The following is a 19,133-nucleotide window of genomic DNA, read 5'->3' as shown; positions in this document are numbered from 1 at the left end:
CGTCTTCCGGTTCCGTCCCGAGGTGCACGCGACCACAATGGGTCGCACCCCTCGAAGGAGAGACCGATGGCCAAGTACCTGTTGCTCAAGCATTACCGCGGCGCACCGCAGGGCGTGAACGACGTCCCCATGGACCAGTGGACGCCGGGCGAGGTCACCGCCCACGTGCAGTACATGGACGACTTCGCGCAGAAGCTGACGGGCACCGGCGAGTACGTGGATTCCCAGGCCCTCTCTCCCGAGGGCAGCTGGGTGCGCTATGACGGGGAGGGACGTCCCCGGTCACCGACGGCCCGTTCGCCGAGACCAAGGACCTGATCGCCGGGTGGATGATCATCGACGTCGACAGCCACGCGCGCGCCGTCGAGCTCGCCGGGGAGCTCTCCGCAGCGCCCGGCAAGGGCGGCAAGCCGATCCATGAATGGCTCGAGCTGCGCCCCTTCTACGGCGTGAATCCCCCGACAACCGGATGAACGAGCAGCTGCTGCGGGAGCTGGTGCCCGCAGTCATCGGGATCCTCCGCCGCCGCGGAGCAGAGTTCGCGGCGGCGGAGGATGCCGTGCAGGACGCGCTGGTCGAGGCGATCGCCTCCTGGCCGAAGGCTCCCCCTCGGGATCCGAAGGGCTGGCTGATCACCGTCGCCTGGCGGAAGCTCCTCGACCGGATCCGCAGCGAGGACGCGCGGCACCGGCGCGAGGAGCAGCTCGAGCAGCTGCCCGAGCCGGGACCGGTCAGCGCGGCCGACGACACCCTGCAGCTGTTCTTCCTGTGCGCGCACCCGTCCCTCACGTCGGCCTCCGCAATCGCCCTCACCCTGCGGGCGGTGGGCGGGCTGACCACCCACCAGATCGCGGCGGCGTACCTGGTGCCCGAGGCGACCATGGCGCAGCGGATCTCCCGTGCCAAGCGCACCCTCGCAGGTCAGAGCCTCGATGCTCCCGGGGATGTCGCCACGGTGCTGCGGGTGCTCTACCTGATCTTCAACGAGGGCTACACGGGGGACGTGGACCTCGTCGAGGAGGCGATCCGGCTGGCCCGTCGGCTCCATGCCGCGATCCCCCACCCCGAGGTCGCGGGGCTGCTGGCGCTGATGCTGCTGCATCACGTCCGTCGGCCGGCGCGGTTCTCCCCGGCGGGTGCCCTGATCCCGCTGGCCGAGCAGGATCGCACGCTCTGGGACACCCGGACGATCGCCGACGGGATCGGGATCCTGCAGGCCGCCCTCGCGCAGGACCGGCTCGGCGAGTTCCAGGCCCAGGCCGCGATCGCGGCGCTGCACGCCGACGCCCGCAGCGTCGAGGAGACGGACTGGCCGCAGATCCTCGAGTGGTACGACGAGCTGGTGCAGCTGACGGGGAGCCCGATCGCCCGCCTGAACAGGGTCGTCGCTCTCGGGGAGGTCGAGGGCCCGCGGGCTGGCCTGGCCGCGCTGGCAGAGCTGGACGAGACCCTGCCGCGCTATGCAGCGGTCGCGGCGCACCTGCACGAGGCCGCCGGGGACCGCCCCGAGCGGCGGCGCTGTTCACCGAGGCCGCGAACGAGGCGGCCAGCACCGCGGAGCGGGACCACCTGCGGCGACAGGCGGCAAGGCTGAACTCGGCGTGACGCTGCGGCCGGTCAGTCACCAGGACAGCTCGCGGCGCGGCCTCACATGGATGTCAGTGAGCTGGACGTCCTCGCTCGCCATGATCGCGGTGAGGATCGCGGCGGCCACGGAGGCGGGCTTGATCAGGGCTTCCCGGTCCACGTCCCCGGTGAACATCGGGGTGTCGGTGGGGCCGGGGTAGACGGTCGAGACCCGCACCCCGTGCTCCTCCTCCTCGACGCGCAGACCGTTGGCGAGCGCGCGCAGGGCGTGCTTGCTCGCGGCGTAGGGGTGTTGCGGGGCCGAGCCGCGGTGCCGGCCCCGGAGTTCACGAGCACGATGGTGCCGCGGGCGCGGCGCAGGGCCGGCAGGGCATGGCGCACCAGCTGCGCCCCGGCGGTGACGTTGAGGGCGAACACCCGGGACCAGCCCTCGGCCCCGGTGTGCTCGACCCCTCCGTCGGGGGAGATGCCAGCGGCGTGCACGAGCGCATCGACCCGCTCGGGGACGAGGGCGGCGAGGTCATCCTCGAGCAGATCCGCGGCGCGCGCGGTGATCAGCTCGGAGGCCTGTGCGAGCTCGGTCAGTGCCTGCTGGTCGCGGCCGACGGCGATCACCCGCCAGCCCGACGCGGCGAGCTGCCGGGTCACCTCGCGGCCGATCCCGCTGGTGGCCCCGGTGACGAGGGCGGTGAGGGTGCTGTCCTGGGAGGTGTCCATGGTTCCAGTCTCCCTCCGGGGACGGTCAGTGGCGAGCGACCTCGATGATCAGCAGCGAGGCGAGTGCGCCGTAGACGGTGCCTGCGGCCGCATCCAGCGCCAGGCGCACCTTCCGCCGGCCGAGCACGGCGTCCCGGAAGAGACCGGCCGCGCTGCCGATGGCAATGTCCGCGACCAACCCGGTGAGCTGGAGCAGCAGGCCGAGCATGAGGATCTGGCCGAAGGGGTTCTCGCCCACCGAGCCGAGGAACTGCGGGAGGAAGGCGACGAAGAACAGGGCGACCTTGGGGTTGGTGAGGTTCACGACGAAGCCGCGGCGGAACACGTCCGGAGCCGTGGTCGCCTCTGCGATGGCCGCTCCCGCGTTCCGCCATGTGGAGATGGCCAGGAAGATCAGGTACCCGGCCCCGGCCAGGCGGATCGCGTCGAGGGCGGAGGGAAGCTGCGTCAGCGCCACTCCGAGCCCGGTCGCGGCGACGAGCACCCAGATCGTCATCCCTGTGGTGACACCGAAGGCGCCGCGCACCGCGGCCCGGCGGCCCTGGCTGACACCGGTCGCGATGAGGAACGCCATGTCCGGACCGGGAGTCACCAGGATCACGAGGACAGCTGCCAGGAATGCAGGCAGGACCGACACATCGAGCACTTCGCCACCTCGGACACTCAGCGGGAGAAGCTCCCGGAACCACGCCCTCACCTGGGCCAAGAGTGAAGGTAGAGGTCGGCGATGCGGCGCCGCAATCGCCGAGTTGCGGCCAGAACGCGGAACATCCGAGCACTCTGCTGGGTGGCGTTACGCTGACTGCGTGCTCGACGACCTGGACTACCGCCTCATCGCCCTCCTGCGCTCCAACAGCCGCACCCCGGTGGCGGTCCTGGCGCGCGAGCTGGGGATCAACCGCTCGACCGTGACGTCACGGATCGATCGCCTCGTGGACACCGGCGTGATCGAGGGATTCACCATCCGGGTCAGCAGCGATCTGGAGCAGGACTCCGTGCGCGGGGTCATGCTGGTGGCGACCGAGACCCGCCGCAACCACGACATCGTCCACGAGATCCGCGGCTATCCCGAGATCGAACAGCTCCACTCGACCACCGGCACCTGGGACCTGGTGATCCAGCTGCGCTGCCGCAACCTCTCCGAGTTCGATCTCGCCCTCGAACGGATCCGCGCGATCCCCGGCGTCAACTCCACGCAGACGAGTCTGCTGTTCAGCTCGCTGCGCACCGACTGAACGGTTGCCTTCGAGCGTCGGCGCCGTTCCGACTGATCGGTCGAACTCCTCGACAGTCCCTCCCGCCGGGTCGAGCATGGCCGGACAGGCCGCTCGACCCGCCGACGGAAGGACGCCACCGATGACCGACCTCTCAGCCCTCGCCCTCACCTGCTCCCTCACTCCCTCCCCGGAGCCCTCCAGCAGCGATCTGATCGCCCGCCAGCTGCTGGAGGAGCTCGAGCAGCACGGCGTGACGACCTCCTCCGTGCGGGTGGTCGACCATGACGTGAAGCCTGGCGTGGCGGTCGACATGGGCGCGGGCGACGCCTGGCCCGCCCTGTACGAGAAGGTGCTGGCCGCAGACATCCTGGTGCTGGCCACCCCGATCTGGCTCGGCCACCCGAGCAGCATCGCCCAGCGGGTGCTGGAGCGGCTGAACGGCGACTCCGAGACCGATGAGGACGGCCGTCCCCGAGTGTTCGACAAGGTCGCGCTGATCGGCATCGTCGGGAACGAGGACGGTGCGCACAAGGTGACTGCGGATCTCGCTCAGGGCCTGAACGATGTGGGCTTCACGCTGCCCGCACAGGGCGCCACCTACTGGGTGGGAGAGGCGATGGGCTCGACGGACTACCAGGACCTCGACGAGGTGCCCGAGGCGGTCTCGGCGACGACCGCCACCGCCGCCCGCAACGCCGCGCACCTGGCACGGCTGCTGCGCGGCACCCCGTACCCGGCGGTCGGCTGAGGCACTCGGGCCACCCCGCCTCAGGCGGCACCGAGCAGCGCGGTGATCCTGTCGTAGAACGGGGCGGGGTCCTCGCTCAGCGAGGCCTTGACCATCGCGCTCCAGTCATCGACCACCACTTCGATCTGCCCCGCCGTCAGGGCATCGAGCGAGCAGCGCGGCACCTCGCGCGCCGCGATCTTCGGCCCGTCGTACCCGGCGGAGATGTCTGTATCCGCCGCGCCGAGGTGGACGCCCTGGACGAGGGTGCCCTGCGCGGCGAGTTCGATCCGCACACCGTTGGTCATGTTCCATTCGGCGGCCTTGGCGGCCGCGTAGGAGCCGGTGCCGGGTGAGGCGAACCAGGACAGGGCCGAGAGGACGTTCACGATCGCGCCGCCGCCGTTGCCGGCGAGCACCGGGGCGAAGCGGCGGATCATCTCGAGCGTGCCCCAGAAGTGGGTGTCCATCTCCCGGCGGAGCTCGGCCGGGTCGCCGGTGACCAGCTGCGCGCCGGTGGCGATGCCGGCGTTGTTGACCAGCACGGTCGTATCGGAGGCGGCCTGGGCCGCGGCGATGATCGAGTCGTGGTCCAGGAGGTCCACCCGCAGCGGCACCACGCGCGGGTCCTCGACGTCGAGGGTCTCGGGCCGACGGGCGGTCGCGTAGACCTTCGCCGCGCCGCGCTCGAGGAGCTCGAGCACGTACTGGCGACCGATCCCTCGGTTCGCTCCGGTGACGAGGGCGATCTGTCCGGTGATGTCCATGTCTGTTCTGCTTCCTGTGCCTGTGGCCTGCGAGGCGTCTCCACGCGGCCGATGGCGAGTACCGTAGGACCTGACGTTGACGGCAGGGGCAAGGATCAAGCAGGGTCGGAGAGGCCCAGATCACACGGAGGAGGCAGCATGCGCATCGGAGACGTGGCATCCCGGGCCGGGGTCAGTCCCCGCGCCCTGCGCTACTACGAGGAGCAGGGCCTGCTCACCTCGGAGCGCAGCGCGGGCGGGCAGCGCACGTATCCCGCCTCCGCCGTCGAGCGGGTGCGGCTGATCCAGACGTTCTTCGCCGCCGGGCTGTCGAGCCGCACCGTGCTGCAGCTGCTGCCCTGCGTGGACTCCGGCACGGGCTCCCCGAGGCTCTCGAGCTCCTCGCCCGGGAGCGCCGAAGGATCACCGAGACGATGGCGGACCTGCACGCCGCCCGCGACGCCCTGGACGAGCTGGTCTTCAACACCTCCCACCCCACGCCCGAGCACTGCCCGGGCCTGCGCGAGCCTGCCTGGTCGGCCTACGAGGCTGCGCCCGTCGAGTCGGCCCGGGCATAGCGACCCGGGCATAGCAAGAGGCCCTCCCCGTTTCCGGGAAAGGGCCTCTGTGCGGTGGTGGAGACTAGGGGGTCGAACCCCTGACCTGAAGCTTGCAAAGCTACCGCTCTACCAACTGAGCTAAGTCCCCGTATGTGGTTGTCAGGCGCGGCGCGCGGCCTGGGCCGCGGCAACCTCGTCCTGCTCGGCGAAGGCCCGTTCGGCCTCCGTCCACAGATCGTTGCGGATCCGGTCGGATTCGACCTTCCGCCAGGTGAGGATCCCGGCAAGGGACGTCCCGAGAAGGACGACCGCAGCGGTGATGAACTTTTTCATGAGTTCCTCCGATCCTCGAAGTGGGCCTAACTGGACTTGAACCAGTGACCTCTGTCTTATCAGGACAGCGCTCTAACCGACTGAGCTATAGGCCCATGGGGGCTGATCTACGAAGCCTACCGGTGTCAGCCACCGACGAACTACGTTACCGCGACGCGGGCCGCCGCGTCCAACCCGTCTGCCGGGGTGTTTCCGAGGTCACAGCGTTCCCGTCGGCGGGCCTCCTGCCGCACCGCCTCCGCGGACATCAGCGAAATGCGTCCAATCCGATCACAGGCCGGCTCCGAACTGCCGATGTGACCTCCCCTTCCGGGGACGTCCGGTGCTCGGTCCCCGAGCACGCCAGCAGCATCAGCAAGGAGATCGTCATGAACACTCGCACCGCACTTCCCCGACTCGGGGCACTGGCAGCGACGGTCGCACTGATGAGCGCCTGCTCAGGCGGGATGAGCGATGACCCCTCCACCGCCGAGGGCGACCCTCCCGCCGCCACCGAGCAGCAGGCCTCCGACGGCGGCGGTGAGGAGATGGTCATGGGCCCCGCGGCGAACCTCGTCGGCCCCGGCTGCGCCGACTACGCGGCGATGGTGCCCGACGGTGAAGGCTCGGTGGAGGGCATGGCTCAGGATCCCGTCAGCGTCGCAGCCTCGAACAACCCGATGCTCACCACACTCACCTCCGCTGTCTCCGGCGAGCTGAACCCGGAGGTGGACCTGGCCGACACCCTCGACGGCGACGAGTTCACCGTGTTCGCACCGGTCGACGACGCCTTCGCCGGGATCCCCGAGGAGGATCTGAATGCCTTGGTCGGTGACGCCGACGCCCTCACCGGCGTGCTCACGTACCACGTGGTGCCCGGGCAGCTCTCCCCGACGAGATCGCCGGCACCCACACCACGGTGCAGGGCGAGGACCTCGAGGTCACCGGCAGCGGTGACGAGCTCATGGTGGGCGAGGCGACCGTGATCTGCGGCGGCGTGACCACCCAGAACGCGACCGTCTACCTCATCGATACCGCGCACTCCTTCGAGGAGACCGCTGCCGAGCTCGCCGGGAGCCTCGCCCCGCTCGCCCCGCGTCCGGAGCTGAAGTCCGCGGTGATGGCCCGGATCGGCACCACTCGTCAGCTGTCCCCGTTGCCGGAGGAGGACACGGCACCGGAGGAGGCCCCCGCAGCGACGGCCGTCCCGTCGGCCCCGTCGGCGGAGGTGGTCCCCCTGGACCGCTACCGGGCGAGTGTTCGCCGCAGCCGCTGGGCCGCCGTCGCCGCGACCCTGCTGCTGGTGACCACGATCGCCGGTGTCGGGCTGTGGAGCGGGGAGAGAGCCTCCGAACGGGAGGCGCGGGCCTCCCTCGAGGCGATCGCCTCCCAGCAGGCGAACACCGAGGAGGAGCGTGCGCTGATCTCGACGATCATGGCGTCCGAGGACGTCTCGCACCTCACTGTCCCGTCCCGGGACGGCGGTTCCCTGCAGCTGATGTACTCCCGGGAGCAGCAGGCGATGGTCGTCCAGGGCGCGGAGCTTCCGGCGCTGCCCGAGGGCGAGACCTATCAGCTCTGGATGATCGACGGCGCCGACATCGCCGACGCCGGGCTGCTCGAGGACCCGGGTGTGGCGGTCACGCATGAAGGCGCCATCCCCGAGGAGGTCACCATCGGCCTGACCATCGAACCGGCCGGCGGATCGGTGCAGCCGAGCATGGCCCCGATCGCGGCCGAGGTGCTGTCATGACCTCTCCCGTGCGCCGCGCCGCGCCCGGCTGGTCGGCCGTGTCCGGCGTGGTCGCTGGGATGGTGCTGGTGGCGGTCGCGGAGCTTGTCTCCCTCGCGTTCAGCTCGTCCTCCGCGCCGTTCATCGCGGTGGGCGGAGCCTTCGTGGACGTGGTCCCGCCTGCGCTGAAGGACCTCTTGATCAGCCTGTTCGGCACCTGGGACAAGGTGGTGCTGTTCGGGTCGATGTTCGCCGTGTTCGCGGCGCTCACGGGGCTGATCGGATGGATCGGCGATTCCCGCCCCCGTCTCGCCTCCATGCTCCTGGCAGCTCTCGGGGTGCTCGCGATGATCCTCGTGCTCACCCGCGCCCAGAACACGGTGCTCGACGTCCTGCCCACCCTGGCGGGCACCGTGATCGCGACGCCGACCCTGCTGCTCCTGCTGCGGACCGCCCACGCACCCGCCGCGGAGAGTGCTGGCGCCGGCTGGATGCGTCGCCGCTCGCTGGTGGGCGTCGGCGCCGTGGGGGCACTCGCCCTGGTCGCCGCCGCCACCGCACGCGGTGTGAATGCGGGCCGTGAGACTGCCCGCCGCGCGGCGCAGTTCGTGCTCCCTGCCCCGCGCACCTCCGCTCCGCCGATCCCGGAGACCGCACAGGTGGACCTCGAGGGGATGCCGCCTTTCGTCACCCCGAACGGAGACTTCTACCGCATCGACACCGCCCTGGCCGTGCCGCGGGTGGACCCCACCACCTGGCGGCTGCGAATCCACGGGCTCGTGGACCGGGAGCTCGTGCTGAGCTTCGAAGAGCTGCTGGCCGAGCCGATGATCGAGACCAATCTGACTCTGACCTGCGTCTCGAACGGCGTCGGCGGCGATCTCGCGGGCAACGCCGTCTGGCTCGGGGTCCCGGTGCGCACCCTCCTGGAGCGCGTCGGAGTGAAGGACGGTGCCGATATGGTCCTCTCCCGCTCCATCGACGGTTTCACCGCCTCCACGCCGCTCGAGGCGCTCACCGATTCCCGCGACTCCTTGATCGCGGTAGGCATGAACGGGGACCCGCTGCCCGCGCAGCACGGCTATCCGGTGCGGATGGTGGTCCCGGGCCTGTACGGCTACGTCTCGGCGACGAAGTGGCTCACTGAGCTGAAGGTGACTCGCTTCGCGGACGACGTCGCCTACTGGACCTCCCGCGGCTGGTCCGAGCGGGGCCCGATCAAGATCGCCTCCCGCATCGACGTCCCCCGGTCCTTCGCGGATCTCCGACCGGACGCCGAGGGCGCCGTGATGCTGGGCGGGACCGCCTGGGCGCAGCAGCGAGGGATCGCGGCGGTCGAGGTGCGGATCGACGATGGGGACTGGCGAGAGGCCGAGCTTGGGGCGGAGGTCTCCGAGGACACCTGGACCCAGTGGTCGCTGCGCTGGGAGGATGCTGCGCCGGGCGATCACAGTGTGACGGTGCGAGCCACCGATGGCGAGGGCGAGGTCCAGACCGACGAACGAGCAGACCCTGTGCCGAACGGAGCGAGCGGCTGGCACACGGTGCGGTGCACCGTGGTGTGAGCGCTGCTGCTCAGCGGGGCAGACCATCCGCAGCGACCAGGCTGTGCGCGGTGATCAGCTGGTGCAGCGCCTGAGGGGCGGCGGCGAGGACGTCGCACACCTCGGCGGCGTCCCCCCCCGGGTGAGCGGGGAGTCGGTGAGTCCCACCAGCTCGTCGAACAGCTCCTGCTGGCGGTGCCGCAGCGGGATCGGCTGCTGCTCCTGGGAGATCACACCCCAGCGGGAGGCGTAGACGTCGAACTGGACGGGCCGTTCCCCGGTGGCCAGCGTGAGCGGGAAGTCGTCGGTGGACAGGCGCACCCGGTCGTAGTTCGGTTCGGTCTCGTCCACCACGGCCAGCTGCTCCTGGTCGAACCATGTCGCCACGAGCTCCATCCTCTCCCCCACGGCCCGGTACGGTGCGGCCGGCACGTAGCCGGGCGCAGCGACATGCGCGACATGGCCGACGGCGAGGTCATGCACCGTGCAGCGGACGAAAGGCGTGGTCAGCGGGATGTCACGGCTGGAGCGGCGGTATTTGCGGGCGATGGTCTGCGGGGTCTGATTGGAGCCGACGGCGACCACGAGGGTGCGCTCGGCCAGCGGCGCCACCCCCCCGCTTCGAGAGCCTGCTCGATCGCCACGGTGTCGACGAGGGCCTCGTCGAAGTCCTCGCTCGGGGCGCCCACGCCGTCGCTCGGATCCAGGTCCACGATGCCCGTGCTCAGAAGCAGCGCCGACCTCACCGCGGGCCCCACCCAGGGGTAGTCCTCGGGGGCGTCGGGCCGTGCAGGAGCATCAAGGGTCGAGGTGGGCATCCTTCGACCATAGCGAGATCGATAGACCCGCTCCAGGATCCCGCGACGACCCTCGCCCTTCCCGGCACCGGGCCTACGCTGGTCCCATGAGCGAGCAGCGTGCGTTCGATGCCCTGGAGGCCTCAAGCCTGTCCTTCGAGATCACCCGGCACGGCCGGGTGGGCTCCCGCTGAGGCCGCGGCGGCCCGCGCCGTGGAGCCGAGGGACATCATCAAGACCCTGGTGGTGCGGCGAGGGGAGGGTGACTTCCTCTTCGTGCTGGTCCCGGGCGACCGGGAGATCTCCTGGCCGAGGCTGCGGGCGCTGCTCGGCGTGAACAGGCTGTCCATGCCGGACAAGGATGTGGCGAAGGAGGTCACCGGCTACGAGCGCGGTACCATCAGCCCCTTCGGCGCGACCACCGCCTGGCCCGTGATCGCCGATGCCTCGCTCTCCGGCGATCCTCAGCGTCGGATCTCCCTGGGTGCCGGCGCCCACGGGGTCGCGGCGACGGTGTTCGCCGACGCCGCGCTCACTCACCTCGACGCCCAGATCGCCGACGTCACCGACCTCGCCGACCTCCGGGGCGCCTGACCCGCCACTGGGGGTGGGGTGGCTGCACCTCCCCGGCCAGTCGTCACTTCAGTACATCTCCAGAGGCCACAGTGCACTGAACCCACGACTCGATGCTGAACTGGCACGATGCTGCGGTGGTGGGGGCAGCAGGACGGGCGCGCACCCGAAGGTGCACGCCCGTTCGCAGCTGAGCGACGATGGCGGCCGATGACGGTGACCAGCCGGGCCACCGCCGAGCTCACTCGTCCGTGAAGGTCATCTTCAATCCACCCAGCAGCGCGGCCACCAGGTTGTACAGGAAGGCCAGCAGGGTGCCGAGCGCGGTGATGATGACGACGTTCACCACCGCGACGATGGTGCCGTAGCTGGTCATCTTCGAGAAGCTGAAGAACTCCATGAAGGGCAGCGGGTTGCCGCCGTTGAGGTCGCGGCCCAGCTGATCGATCTGGCTCCACAGGCCGATCGCCTCGACCAGGTTCCACAGCAGCACCACCGCGATCACGGTCGCGATGCCGATGGCGATCGCGGCGAGGAACGACAGCTTCATCACCGAGAACGGGTCGAGCCGGGCGAGGGTGAGGCGCACGCGGCGGGGACCGCGGCGCTCGCCCTCGGCGGGGTTCGCAGTCCCGGTGGCCTTCTTCGGGCTGCGGCTCGCGCCCTTGGCCGCGGATCCGCGGCCGGAGCCGATCCCCGTCTCCGAGGGGGAGGAGGCACTGTCGAACGCCGGGAGCTTCGTTGTGGACTCCGCCGGGTTGGAGGACCCGGTGGCGGTCCTGGAGTCACTGGTGCTCACGGATCACTCCTGCTTCGCGTCGGCGTCGCCCTGCGGCGACTGGTCGGACTCGTCAGAGCCTAGAGCATCGCTCTGCCCGGATTCGTCCTGCGACTCGGTCTCTGCGGAGATCTCCACAGCTTCCTCGCCTTCGCCGGTCGAGGGATCCGCGTCGACGATCTCGGGCGCCTCCGCCTCCTCCTCGTCGACCTCGGTCTCCTGTCCGGTGGTGACCAGCAGGATCCGGTCGCCCTTGTCGGGCTTGGCGAACACGACGCCCATGGTGGTGCGGCCCTTGGCCGGCACCTCGGCGACCTTGGAGCGGACCACGCGGCCGCGCTCCATGACCACCAGCAGCTCGTCGGACTCCTCGACCACAGCGGCGCCCACCAGGTGGCCCCTGTCGTCGGGCAGCTTCGCGACGCGGATGCCCAGGCCGCCGCGGCCCTGCAGGCGGTACTCGTCGACGGTGGTGCGCTTGGCGAAGCCGCCGTCGGTCACGGTGACCACGAAGGTGTCGGGGCGCACCACCTCCATCGCCAGCAGCTGGTCTTCGTGGCGGAACTTCATGCCGGTCACGCCGCTGGTGGCGCGGCCTGTGGGGCGCAGCGTCTGGTCATCCGCCGGGAACCGCACGGACTGGCCGTTGCGGGAGACCAGCAGCAGGTGCTCGCCCTCGTTCACGGCGCGGGCGCCGATCACACGGTCCGGGCGGGTGCCGTCGGCACCGTCGACATCGCGCAGGTTGATGGCGATGATGCCGCCGGTGCGGTTGGAGTCGAACGCGGTCATGGCGGTCTTCTTGACCAGTCCGGATTCGGTGGCGAGCACGAGGTACTCGGCGTCCTCGTAGCTGTCGATGGCGAGCACCGAGGCGATGTTCTCGTCGGGCTGGAAAGCCATCAGGTTCGCGACGTGCTGGCCCTTCGCGTCCCGCGGCGCTTCGGGCAGCTCGTAGCCCTTGGAGCGGTAGACACGGCCCTGGTTGGTGAAGAACAGCAGCCAGCGGTGGGTGGTGGTGGTGAAGAAGTGCTCCACCACGTCGTCCTCGCGCAGGGAGGCGCCGCGCACGCCCTTGCCGCCGCGCTTCTGGGCGCGGTACTGGTCCTCGCGGGTGCGCTTGACGTAGCCGCCGCGGGTGATGGTGACGACCATGTCCTCCTCGGGGATCAGGTCCTCCATCGCCATGTCGCCGGCGTGGGGCAGGATCTGGGTGCGGCGGTCATCGCCGTAGCGCTCGACGATCTCCGCGAGCTCCTCGGAGACGATCTCGCGCTGCCGCTCGGGCGAGGCCAGGATCGCGGTGTACTCCTCGATCAGGGCCTGCAGGCGGTTGTGCTCCTCGGTGATCTTCTGGCGCTCGAGGGCGGCCAGGCGGCGCAGCTGCATCGCGAGGATGGCGTTGGCCTGGATCTCGTCGATGCTCAGCAGGTCCATCAGGCCCGTGCGGGCCTCGTCCACGTCCGGCGAGCGGCGGATCAGCGCGATGACCTCGTCGAGCGCGTCGAGCGCCTTGAGGTAGCCGCGGAAGACGTGGATCTGCTCCTCAGCCTTGCGCAGGCGGAACTTCGTGCGGCGCACGATGACGTCGATCTGGTGCTTGGTCCACTCGCGCACGAAGGAGTCGATCGACAGGGTTCGAGGCACCCCGCCCGCGAGCGCCAGCATGTTCGCGGAGAAGTTCTCCTGCAGCTGGGTGTGCTTGAAGAGGTTGTTCAGCAGCACCACCTTCGCGACCGCGTCGCGCTTGAGGGTGATGACCAGGCGCTGGCCGGTGCGGCCGGAGGTCTCGTCGGTGATGTCGGCGATGCCCTGGATCTTGCCGAGCTTGACCATCTCGGCGATCTTGCGCGCGAGATTGTCGGGGTTGACCTGGTAGGGCAGCTCGGTGACCACCAGGCACATGCGGCCGTTGATCTCCTCGGTGGAGACCACGGCGCGCTGGGTGATGGAGCCGCGGCCGGTGCGGTAGGCGTCTTCGATGCCGGAGGTGCCCACGATCGTCGCACCGGAGGGGAAGTCCGGGCCCTTGATGAACTTCAGGCAGGCCTCGAGCAGCTCCGGCTTGGTGGCCTCGTGGTTGACCAGCAGCCACTGGACGGCCTCGGCGACCTCGCGCAGGTTGTGCGGCGGGATGTTCGTGGCCATGCCGACGGCGATGCCAGAGGAGCCGTTCACCAGCAGGTTCGGGAAGCGGGCGGGCAGCACGGTGGGCTCGTCCACGGTGTTGTCGTAGTTGCCCTGCATGTCGACCGTCTCCTGGTCGATGTCACGCACGAGCTCGAGGGCCAGCGGGGCCATCTTGCACTCGGTGTATCGCGGGGCGGCGGCGCCGTCATCACCGGCGGAGCCGAAGTTCCCCTGACCCAGGATCAGGGGTAGCGCAGCGACCAGGGCTGCACCAGGCGCACCATCGCGTCGTAGATGGCGCTGTCGCCGTGGGGGTGGTAGTTGCCCATCACCTCGCCGACGACCTTCGCGGACTTCGAGAAGGAGCGATCGGGGCGGTAGCCGCCGTCGTACATCGCGTAGACGATGCGGCGGTGGACGGGCTTGAGGCCGTCGCGCACGTCGGGGAGGGCGCGCGAGACGATGACGCTCATCGCGTAGTCGAGGTAGGAGCGCTGCATCTCCTGGTTGAGGTCGACTTGGGTGATGCGGTCGATCTCGGCCTCGTCCACCGGGTCCACGAGGGTGACGGTGCGCGAGGCGGCCTCGTCGGCGGTGATCTCGTGGGCGCCCTCGGGCGTCTCCTGGCCGCCGACGCCGGCGCTCTCCGCCGGGGTCGGGGTCTCGTCGGGGGTGCTGTTCTCGTCTGGGTTCTGCGGGGTGTCACTCATGGGGCAAGAGGCCTTTCGGGTGGGGCCGGTGGTTCGAGGGTCCCCGGGGGCGCGCGGGCGGGCCGGCGCCGCCCCGGGGGCCGACGTCAGATGTCGAGGAAGCGGACGTCCTTGGCGTTCTCCTGGATGAAGCGGCGCCGCGACTCGACGTCGTCGCCCATCAGGACGGAGAAGATGGTGTCCGCATCGGCGGCCTCGTCGACCGTGACCTGCTTCAGGGTGCGCGTGGCGGTGTCCATGGTGGTGGACTGCAGTTCCTTCCAGTCCATCTCGCCCAGACCCTTGTAGCGCTGGATGCCGTTGTCCTTGGGGATCCGTCGACCGGCGGCGCGACCGGCCTCGAGTCGCTCATCGCGCTCGACGTCGCTGAAGACGTACTCGTTGCGGGGCGTTGGACCACTTCAGGCGGAACAGCGGGGGCATCGCGATGAACACGTGGCCCAGCTCGATCAGCGGACGCATGTAGCGGAACAGCAGCGTCAGCAGCAGGGTGCAGATGTGCTGACCGTCGACGTCGGCATCGGCCATGAGCACGATCTTGTGGTACCGCAGCTTGGTGGCATCGAAGTCCTCCCCGATGCCGGTGCCGAAGGCGGTGATGAGCGAACGGACCTCCTGGTTGTCCAGGGCCCGGTCCAGGCGCGCCTTCTCCACGTTCAGGATCTTTCCGCGGATGGGCAGGATCGCCTGAGTGCGCGGATCCCGGCCCATCACGGCCGAGCCGCCGGCGGAGTCTCCCTCGACGATGAAGATCTCGGATTCGGCGGGGTTGCGCGAGGAGCAGTCGCGCAGCTTGCCGGGCATGCCGCCGGTCTCCAGCGGGGACTTGCGGCGGGTGGCGTCGCGAGCCTTGCGGGCCGCCTCCCGGGCGGCCGCGGCGCCTGGCCCTTCATGACGATGGACTTGGCCTCCTGCGGGTGGGAGACGAACCAGTCCTGGAGCTGATCGGTCATCACCTTGACCATGAAGGTGCGAGCGATGGTGTTGCCCAGCTTGGTCTTGGTCTGGCCCTCGAACTGCGGCTCGCCGAGCTTCACCGAGACGACCGCGGTCAGGCCCTCGCGGATGTCCTCACCGGTGAGGTTGGCGTCCTTCTCCTTGAGCAGCCCCTGTGCGCGGCCGTAGCGGTTCACGATCGAGGTGAGCGAGGAGCGGAAGCCCTCCTCGTGGGTGCCGCCCTCGTGGGTGTTGATCGTGTTGGCATAGGTGTGCACAGACTCCGAGTAGGCGCCGGTCCACTGCATCGCGACCTCGACGGAGATCTTCGCGTCGGTGTCCTCGGACTCGAAGGAGATGATGTCGGGGTGGATCACCTCGGCCCGCTTGGAGGTGTTGATGAATTCGACGAAGTCCTGCAGTCCGCGCTTGTAGTGGTACGAAGATCGTGCGCGGACCGTCGTCCTTCTGGGCACCCTCCGCCTCGAGCTCGACGTCGATCAGATCGTCGTCCTCGGAGTCCTCCGTCTCCGGGGCGCGCTCGTCGGTCAGGGTGATGCGCAGGCCCTTGTTCAGGAACGCCATCTGCTGGAACCGCTTGCGCAGCGTCTCGAAGTCGTAGACCGTCTCGTCGAAGATCTCTTCGTCGGCCCAGAAGCTGATGGTGGTGCCGGTCTCGACGGTCTCCTCGCCCTTCTCGAGCGGGCCGAGCGGGACGCCTCGGCTGTAGGCCTGGCGCCAGACGTGGCCCTGGCGGCGGATCTCGACCTCCATCCGGATGGACAGGGCGTTGACCACGGAGGAGCCCACGCCGTGCAGGCCGCCGGAGACAGCGTAGCCGCCGCCGCCGAACTTGCCGCCGGCGTGGAGCACGGTGAGCACCAGCTCGACCGCGGGCTTACCCTCGGTGGGGTGCATGTCCACGGGGATGCCGCGGGCGTGGTCGACGACCCGCACGCCGCCGTCAGCCAGCAGCGTCACCTCGATGGTGTCGCCGTGGCCGGCCATCGCCTCGTCCACGGAGTTGTCGACGATCTCCTGCACCATGTGGTGCAGGCCGCGCTCACCGGTGGAGCCGATGTACATGCCCGGGCGCTTGCGGACCGCCTCGAGGCCCTCGAGGACGGTGATGTCCGAGGCCTCGTAGTGTTCCGGGGCGCGGGCCGCCCGCTCTCCGGCGGTGGGCTCCGTGGGGCCGGACTCGGCCGGCACGGCACCCTTGCCCGGCACGGGGGTTGGGTCCGGCATGCTCACGGGCACGTCCTGATCGGGCATGGGGCGGTCGCTGTCGCTCACCTGATGTGGCTCCTCGCAGTCCAGGTCCCCTCGGTCGGGAGAGCGCCGAGGGCGGTTCGGAGAACCACGCGGACGAGGACCACCGGCTCATCGCACAGACGGCCCACCGATGGTCGCCACGCGCGCGCGCGCGCGAGCGAATCCACCTCTGCAGGCCACAGCGATCGAGCCGACAGCATCGAGTCCACGAGGACGTCGGAGGACGTCGGCCGAACCTCCCTGATTCTAGCGGAAATCGTCTCCCGAACCTATTCACCCGGTGATTCTGTGGACAACGCGACCCGGAACGGCCCCCAGGCGACGTGTAACCGCCTCGATTTCGACATCTCGGGGCCTTCGATGAGGTCCCGTACCCCTCACGGGGTGCTGTCGCGGCACAGGGGCGCCTAGCGCACCCGCGGGGGCCGTCCGGGCCGGGTCAGTCCCGCTCGCGCTCCGTTGAGGCTCCGGTGCCGAGCTCGGCCAGCACGCCAGTCGTGATCAGCGCGGCCGCCCCTGCCTCGTATCCCTTGTCCTCCTGGGATCCGGGCAGCCCCGCCCGATCGAGCGCCTGCTTCTCATCATCGCAGGTCAGCAGGCCGAAGCCGATCGGTACGCCGTGGTCGAGGGAGACCCGGGTCAGGCCGTCGGTGGCAGCGGCGCACACATACTCGAAGTGCGGAGTGCCGCCGCGGATCACGACCCCGAGGGCCACGACCGCGTCGTGGTCGCGGGCCAGGGCGTCCGCGATGACCGGCAGTTCGAAGGAGCCGGGGGCGCGCACCACGGTGGGTGCGGCGATCCCGGCCTCGGCGCTCGCCCGCAGCGCACCGGCGAGCAGACCGTCCATGACCTGCTCGTGCCAGGACGCGGCGACGATCGCCAGCCGGGTGTCCGGCTGGTGGGGGATCTGGGTGGTGGGGCTTCCGTGGCCGCTCATGCGAGGTCTCCTTCAGTGAGGGTGGGGAGGCCGACGAGGTGGTGTCCCAGTCGGTCCCGCTTGGTGGTGAGATAGGTGAGGTTCTCGGGGGTGGGATGGGTCTCGAGGTCGATGGTCCCGGCCACCTCGACTCCACCGCCGACCAGGGCATGGGCCTTCTCCGGGTTATGGGTCAGCAGCTCGACCGCCGCCACTCCGAGATGGGCGAGGATGCCCGGGACGGCGGCGAAGGAGCGGGAGTCCACGGGCAGGCCGAGCTCGAGGTTGGCGTCGACGGTGTCGCGGCCCGCGTCCTGCAGGGCGTAGGCGCGCAGCTTCTCGACCAGACCGATGCCGCGGCCCTCATGGCCGCGCAGCAGGATCAGCACTCCGCGCCCCGCCTCCTCGATGCGGGCCAGGGACTCCTGCAGCTGGGGGCCGCAGTCGCAGCGGCGCGAGCCGAACACATCTCCGGTCACGCATTCGGAGTGCACCCGGGTCAGCACCGGCATCTGAGTGGTGACGTCTCCGCGCACCAGCACCAGATGCTCGGCGGTGCCCTCACGCACTGCGCGCGCCTCGAAGGTGCCGTGGGGTGTGGGCAGCGGCACCGGCGCGGTGATCTCCAGCGCGGGGCGGTCGTGGCGCCGACGGTGCGCGGCGAGGTCCTCGATCGAGATCATCGGCAGGCCGTGGTGGTCGGCGAACTCGCGCAGGGCGGGGCCGCGCATCATCTCGCCCTCGTCATGGACGAGCTCGACGATCATCCCCACCGCAGGCAGCCCGGCGAGCCGGGTCAGGTCCACGGCGGCCTCGGTGTGGCCGCGCCGCTCGAGCACGCCGCCATCCTTCGCGCGCAGCGGGAGCACGTGCCCGGGCCGGATCAGATCCCCAGGCACGGTGCTCTCACCGGCGAGGACCTGCAGGGTGCGGGCGCGATCGCTCGCGCTGATGCCGGTGGTCACGCCCGAGGCGGCATCGACGCTCACGGTGTAGGCGGTGCGCAGCGGATCGGCGTTCTCGCGCACCATCAGCGGCAGCTCGAGGGCATCGGCCCGGGCGGCGCTCATCGGTGCGCACAGCAGCCCGCTCGAGTGGCGGACCGCGAAGCCGATCAGCTCGGGGGTGGCGGCGGAGGCGGCGAGGATCAGGTCTCCCTCGTTCTCGCGATCCTCGTCATCGACGACGACCACGGCACGTCCCGCGGCGATCGCGGTGATCGCGTCCTCGACGGGGTCCAGGCGCAGGGCGGTCATCGGCTCTGCTCCGCCCCGGGGAGCAGGCTCGCGGTGAGCTTCTCGACGTACTTCGCGAGCACGTCCACCTCGAGGTTCACCCGGTCGCCCACGCCGCGGACGCCCAGGGTGGTGCGGTCGAGGGTCTCGGGGATGAGTCCGATCGTGACCTCGTCACCGTCGATCTCTGCGACGGTGAGGCTCACGCCGTCCACGGCGAGCGAGCCCTTCGCGACGACGTAGCGGGCAAGGCCCTCCGGGAGCAGCAGGCGCAGCAGGGTGGTGCCGCCCTCCTCCCGCACGGTGACCACGCCGACGCCGTCGACGTGGCCCTGCACGATGTGGCCGTCGAGGCGGCCGTCGGCCCGCACGCAGCGTTCGAGGTTGACCCGGTCCCCGAGGTGAGATCGCCGAGGGAGGTCGCGGCGAGGGTGGTGGAGATGACGTCGGCGCTCCACAGCTCGCCCTCATGTGCGGTGACGGTCAGGCAGCAGCCGTTCACGGCGATCGAGTCGCCGAGCGAGATGCCGTCCAGGACCCGCGGGGAGCGGATCTGCAGGCGAGCAGGGTCGGTGCCCGGGGTGAGCGATTCGACGGTGCCGAGTTCTTCGATGATTCCGGTGAACATGGTGGTCCTT

At 70.2% G+C, this 19,133-nt stretch carries 13 protein-coding genes, 2 tRNA genes and 8 pseudogenes; 10 read left to right on the top strand and 13 right to left on the bottom strand.

Going from position 1 to position 19,133, the window contains the following annotated elements; translation table 11 throughout:
• The first annotated feature begins 66 nt into the window (after nucleotides 1-66).
• Both H3H54_RS00275 and H3H54_RS00270 read left to right on the top strand, forming a co-directional pair.
• Nucleotides 67-473, top strand: a pseudogene (locus H3H54_RS00275) (YciI family protein).
• Nucleotides 470-1,594 (top strand): sigma-70 family RNA polymerase sigma factor, encoded by a 1,125-nt coding sequence (locus H3H54_RS00270; RefSeq protein WP_316249090.1) that lies wholly within the window; start codon nucleotides 470-472, stop codon nucleotides 1,592-1,594. Before H3H54_RS00275 ends, H3H54_RS00270 begins: the two are co-directional and overlap by 4 nt.
• Nucleotides 1,595-1,621: 27 nt before the next feature.
• On the opposite strand, the pseudogene H3H54_RS00265 reads toward H3H54_RS00270, so the two are convergent.
• Nucleotides 1,622-2,304, bottom strand: a pseudogene (locus tag H3H54_RS00265) (SDR family NAD(P)-dependent oxidoreductase).
• A gap of 25 nt (nucleotides 2,305-2,329) precedes the next feature.
• Nucleotides 2,330-2,950 (bottom strand): LysE family translocator, encoded by a 621-nt coding sequence (locus H3H54_RS00260; RefSeq protein WP_262425042.1) that lies wholly within the window; start codon nucleotides 2,948-2,950, stop codon nucleotides 2,330-2,332.
• A 160-nt stretch (nucleotides 2,951-3,110) separates the two neighbouring features.
• Here H3H54_RS00260 and H3H54_RS00255 point away from each other — a divergent pair, with 160 nt between their 5' ends.
• Both H3H54_RS00255 and H3H54_RS00250 read left to right on the top strand, forming a co-directional pair.
• Nucleotides 3,111-3,539: an Lrp/AsnC family transcriptional regulator gene (locus tag H3H54_RS00255; protein WP_262425041.1), complete on the top strand. Its 429-nt coding sequence runs from the start codon at nucleotides 3,111-3,113 to the stop codon at nucleotides 3,537-3,539.
• Nucleotides 3,540-3,660: 121 nt separating this feature from the next.
• On the top strand, nucleotides 3,661-4,269 hold the full coding sequence (locus H3H54_RS00250; RefSeq protein WP_262425040.1) for a flavodoxin family protein: 609 nt from the start codon (nucleotides 3,661-3,663) through the stop codon (nucleotides 4,267-4,269).
• Nucleotides 4,270-4,289: 20 nt separating this feature from the next.
• On the opposite strand, the gene H3H54_RS00245 is transcribed toward H3H54_RS00250, so the two are convergent.
• Nucleotides 4,290-5,015 carry an SDR family oxidoreductase gene (locus tag H3H54_RS00245; RefSeq protein ID WP_262425039.1) on the bottom strand — a complete coding sequence of 242 codons (726 nt, stop codon included), beginning with the start codon at nucleotides 5,013-5,015 and terminating at the stop codon, nucleotides 4,290-4,292.
• A gap of 51 nt (nucleotides 5,016-5,066) precedes the next feature.
• Here H3H54_RS00245 and H3H54_RS18505 point away from each other — a divergent pair.
• A pseudogene (locus tag H3H54_RS18505) lies at nucleotides 5,067-5,291 on the top strand (MerR family DNA-binding transcriptional regulator); the annotation flags it as partial.
• 137 nt (nucleotides 5,292-5,428) lie between these two features.
• The gene (locus tag H3H54_RS00235; RefSeq protein WP_262425038.1) at nucleotides 5,429-5,572 is read left to right on the top strand and encodes a hypothetical protein; all 144 of its coding nucleotides are present in this window, start codon (nucleotides 5,429-5,431) and stop codon (nucleotides 5,570-5,572) included.
• Nucleotides 5,573-5,627: 55 nt separating this feature from the next.
• Here H3H54_RS00235 and H3H54_RS00230 read toward each other — a convergent pair.
• The 3 genes from H3H54_RS00230 to H3H54_RS00220 all read right to left on the bottom strand — a co-directional run bounded on the left by H3H54_RS00230 (nucleotide 5,628) and on the right by H3H54_RS00220 (nucleotide 5,982).
• Nucleotides 5,628-5,702: transfer RNA gene (locus tag H3H54_RS00230), tRNA-Ala, on the bottom strand.
• A gap of 11 nt (nucleotides 5,703-5,713) precedes the next feature.
• Nucleotides 5,714-5,887: a DLW-39 family protein gene (locus tag H3H54_RS00225; protein WP_262425037.1), complete on the bottom strand. Its 174-nt coding sequence runs from the start codon at nucleotides 5,885-5,887 to the stop codon at nucleotides 5,714-5,716.
• Between the two features lie 21 nt (nucleotides 5,888-5,908).
• Nucleotides 5,909-5,982, bottom strand: a tRNA-Ile gene (locus H3H54_RS00220).
• Between the two features lie 273 nt (nucleotides 5,983-6,255).
• Between H3H54_RS00220 and H3H54_RS00215 the strand changes: the two are divergent.
• The 3 genes and pseudogenes from H3H54_RS00215 to H3H54_RS00205 all read left to right on the top strand — a co-directional run.
• Nucleotides 6,256-6,902: pseudogene (locus H3H54_RS00215) on the top strand (fasciclin domain-containing protein); the annotation flags it as partial.
• Nucleotides 6,903-6,986: 84 nt separating this feature from the next.
• Entirely contained in the window at nucleotides 6,987-7,619 is a 633-nt protein-coding gene (locus tag H3H54_RS00210) for an anti-sigma factor (RefSeq protein WP_395963675.1), read from the top strand.
• Complete coding sequence (locus tag H3H54_RS00205; protein ID WP_262425036.1) at nucleotides 7,616-9,163, top strand: molybdopterin-dependent oxidoreductase; 1,548 nt, start codon at nucleotides 7,616-7,618, stop codon at nucleotides 9,161-9,163. Before H3H54_RS00210 ends, H3H54_RS00205 begins: the two co-directional genes overlap by 4 nt.
• Before the next feature lie 54 nt (nucleotides 9,164-9,217).
• On the opposite strand, the gene H3H54_RS00200 is transcribed toward H3H54_RS00205, so the two are convergent.
• Nucleotides 9,218-9,754 carry a hypothetical protein gene (locus tag H3H54_RS00200; RefSeq protein WP_262425035.1) on the bottom strand — a complete coding sequence of 179 codons (537 nt, stop codon included), beginning with the start codon at nucleotides 9,752-9,754 and terminating at the stop codon, nucleotides 9,218-9,220.
• A gap of 292 nt (nucleotides 9,755-10,046) precedes the next feature.
• On the opposite strand from H3H54_RS00200, the pseudogene H3H54_RS00195 reads away from it, so the two are divergent.
• Nucleotides 10,047-10,533: pseudogene (locus H3H54_RS00195) on the top strand (aminoacyl-tRNA deacylase).
• Nucleotides 10,534-10,753: 220 nt separating this feature from the next.
• Here H3H54_RS00195 and H3H54_RS00190 read toward each other — a convergent pair.
• The 6 genes and pseudogenes from H3H54_RS00190 to H3H54_RS00165 form a co-directional block, all read right to left on the bottom strand.
• A complete protein-coding gene (locus H3H54_RS00190) occupies nucleotides 10,754-11,311 on the bottom strand; it encodes a DUF3566 domain-containing protein (RefSeq protein WP_262425034.1) in 558 nt (185 codons plus the stop codon).
• A 3-nt stretch (nucleotides 11,312-11,314) separates the two neighbouring features.
• Nucleotides 11,315-14,130 (bottom strand): annotated as a pseudogene (gyrA, locus tag H3H54_RS00185) (DNA gyrase subunit A).
• An 86-nt stretch (nucleotides 14,131-14,216) separates the two neighbouring features.
• Nucleotides 14,217-16,314: pseudogene (gene gyrB / locus H3H54_RS00180) on the bottom strand (DNA topoisomerase (ATP-hydrolyzing) subunit B).
• Between the two features lie 466 nt (nucleotides 16,315-16,780).
• Complete coding sequence (ribH, locus tag H3H54_RS00175; RefSeq protein ID WP_262425033.1) at nucleotides 16,781-17,281, bottom strand: 6,7-dimethyl-8-ribityllumazine synthase; 501 nt, start codon at nucleotides 17,279-17,281, stop codon at nucleotides 16,781-16,783.
• Complete coding sequence (locus H3H54_RS00170; RefSeq protein WP_262425032.1) at nucleotides 17,278-18,516, bottom strand: bifunctional 3,4-dihydroxy-2-butanone-4-phosphate synthase/GTP cyclohydrolase II; 1,239 nt, start codon at nucleotides 18,514-18,516, stop codon at nucleotides 17,278-17,280. Before H3H54_RS00170 ends, ribH begins: the two co-directional genes overlap by 4 nt.
• Nucleotides 18,513-19,123 (bottom strand): annotated as a pseudogene (locus tag H3H54_RS00165) (riboflavin synthase). Before H3H54_RS00165 ends, H3H54_RS00170 begins: the two are co-directional and overlap by 4 nt.
• Nucleotides 19,124-19,133: the final 10 nt, after the last annotated feature.

The organism is Brachybacterium sp. Z12 (genome assembly GCF_014400405.1).
GTDB lineage: Bacteria > Actinomycetota > Actinomycetes > Actinomycetales > Dermabacteraceae > Brachybacterium.
This window is presented reverse-complemented; position numbering and strand designations above follow the sequence as displayed.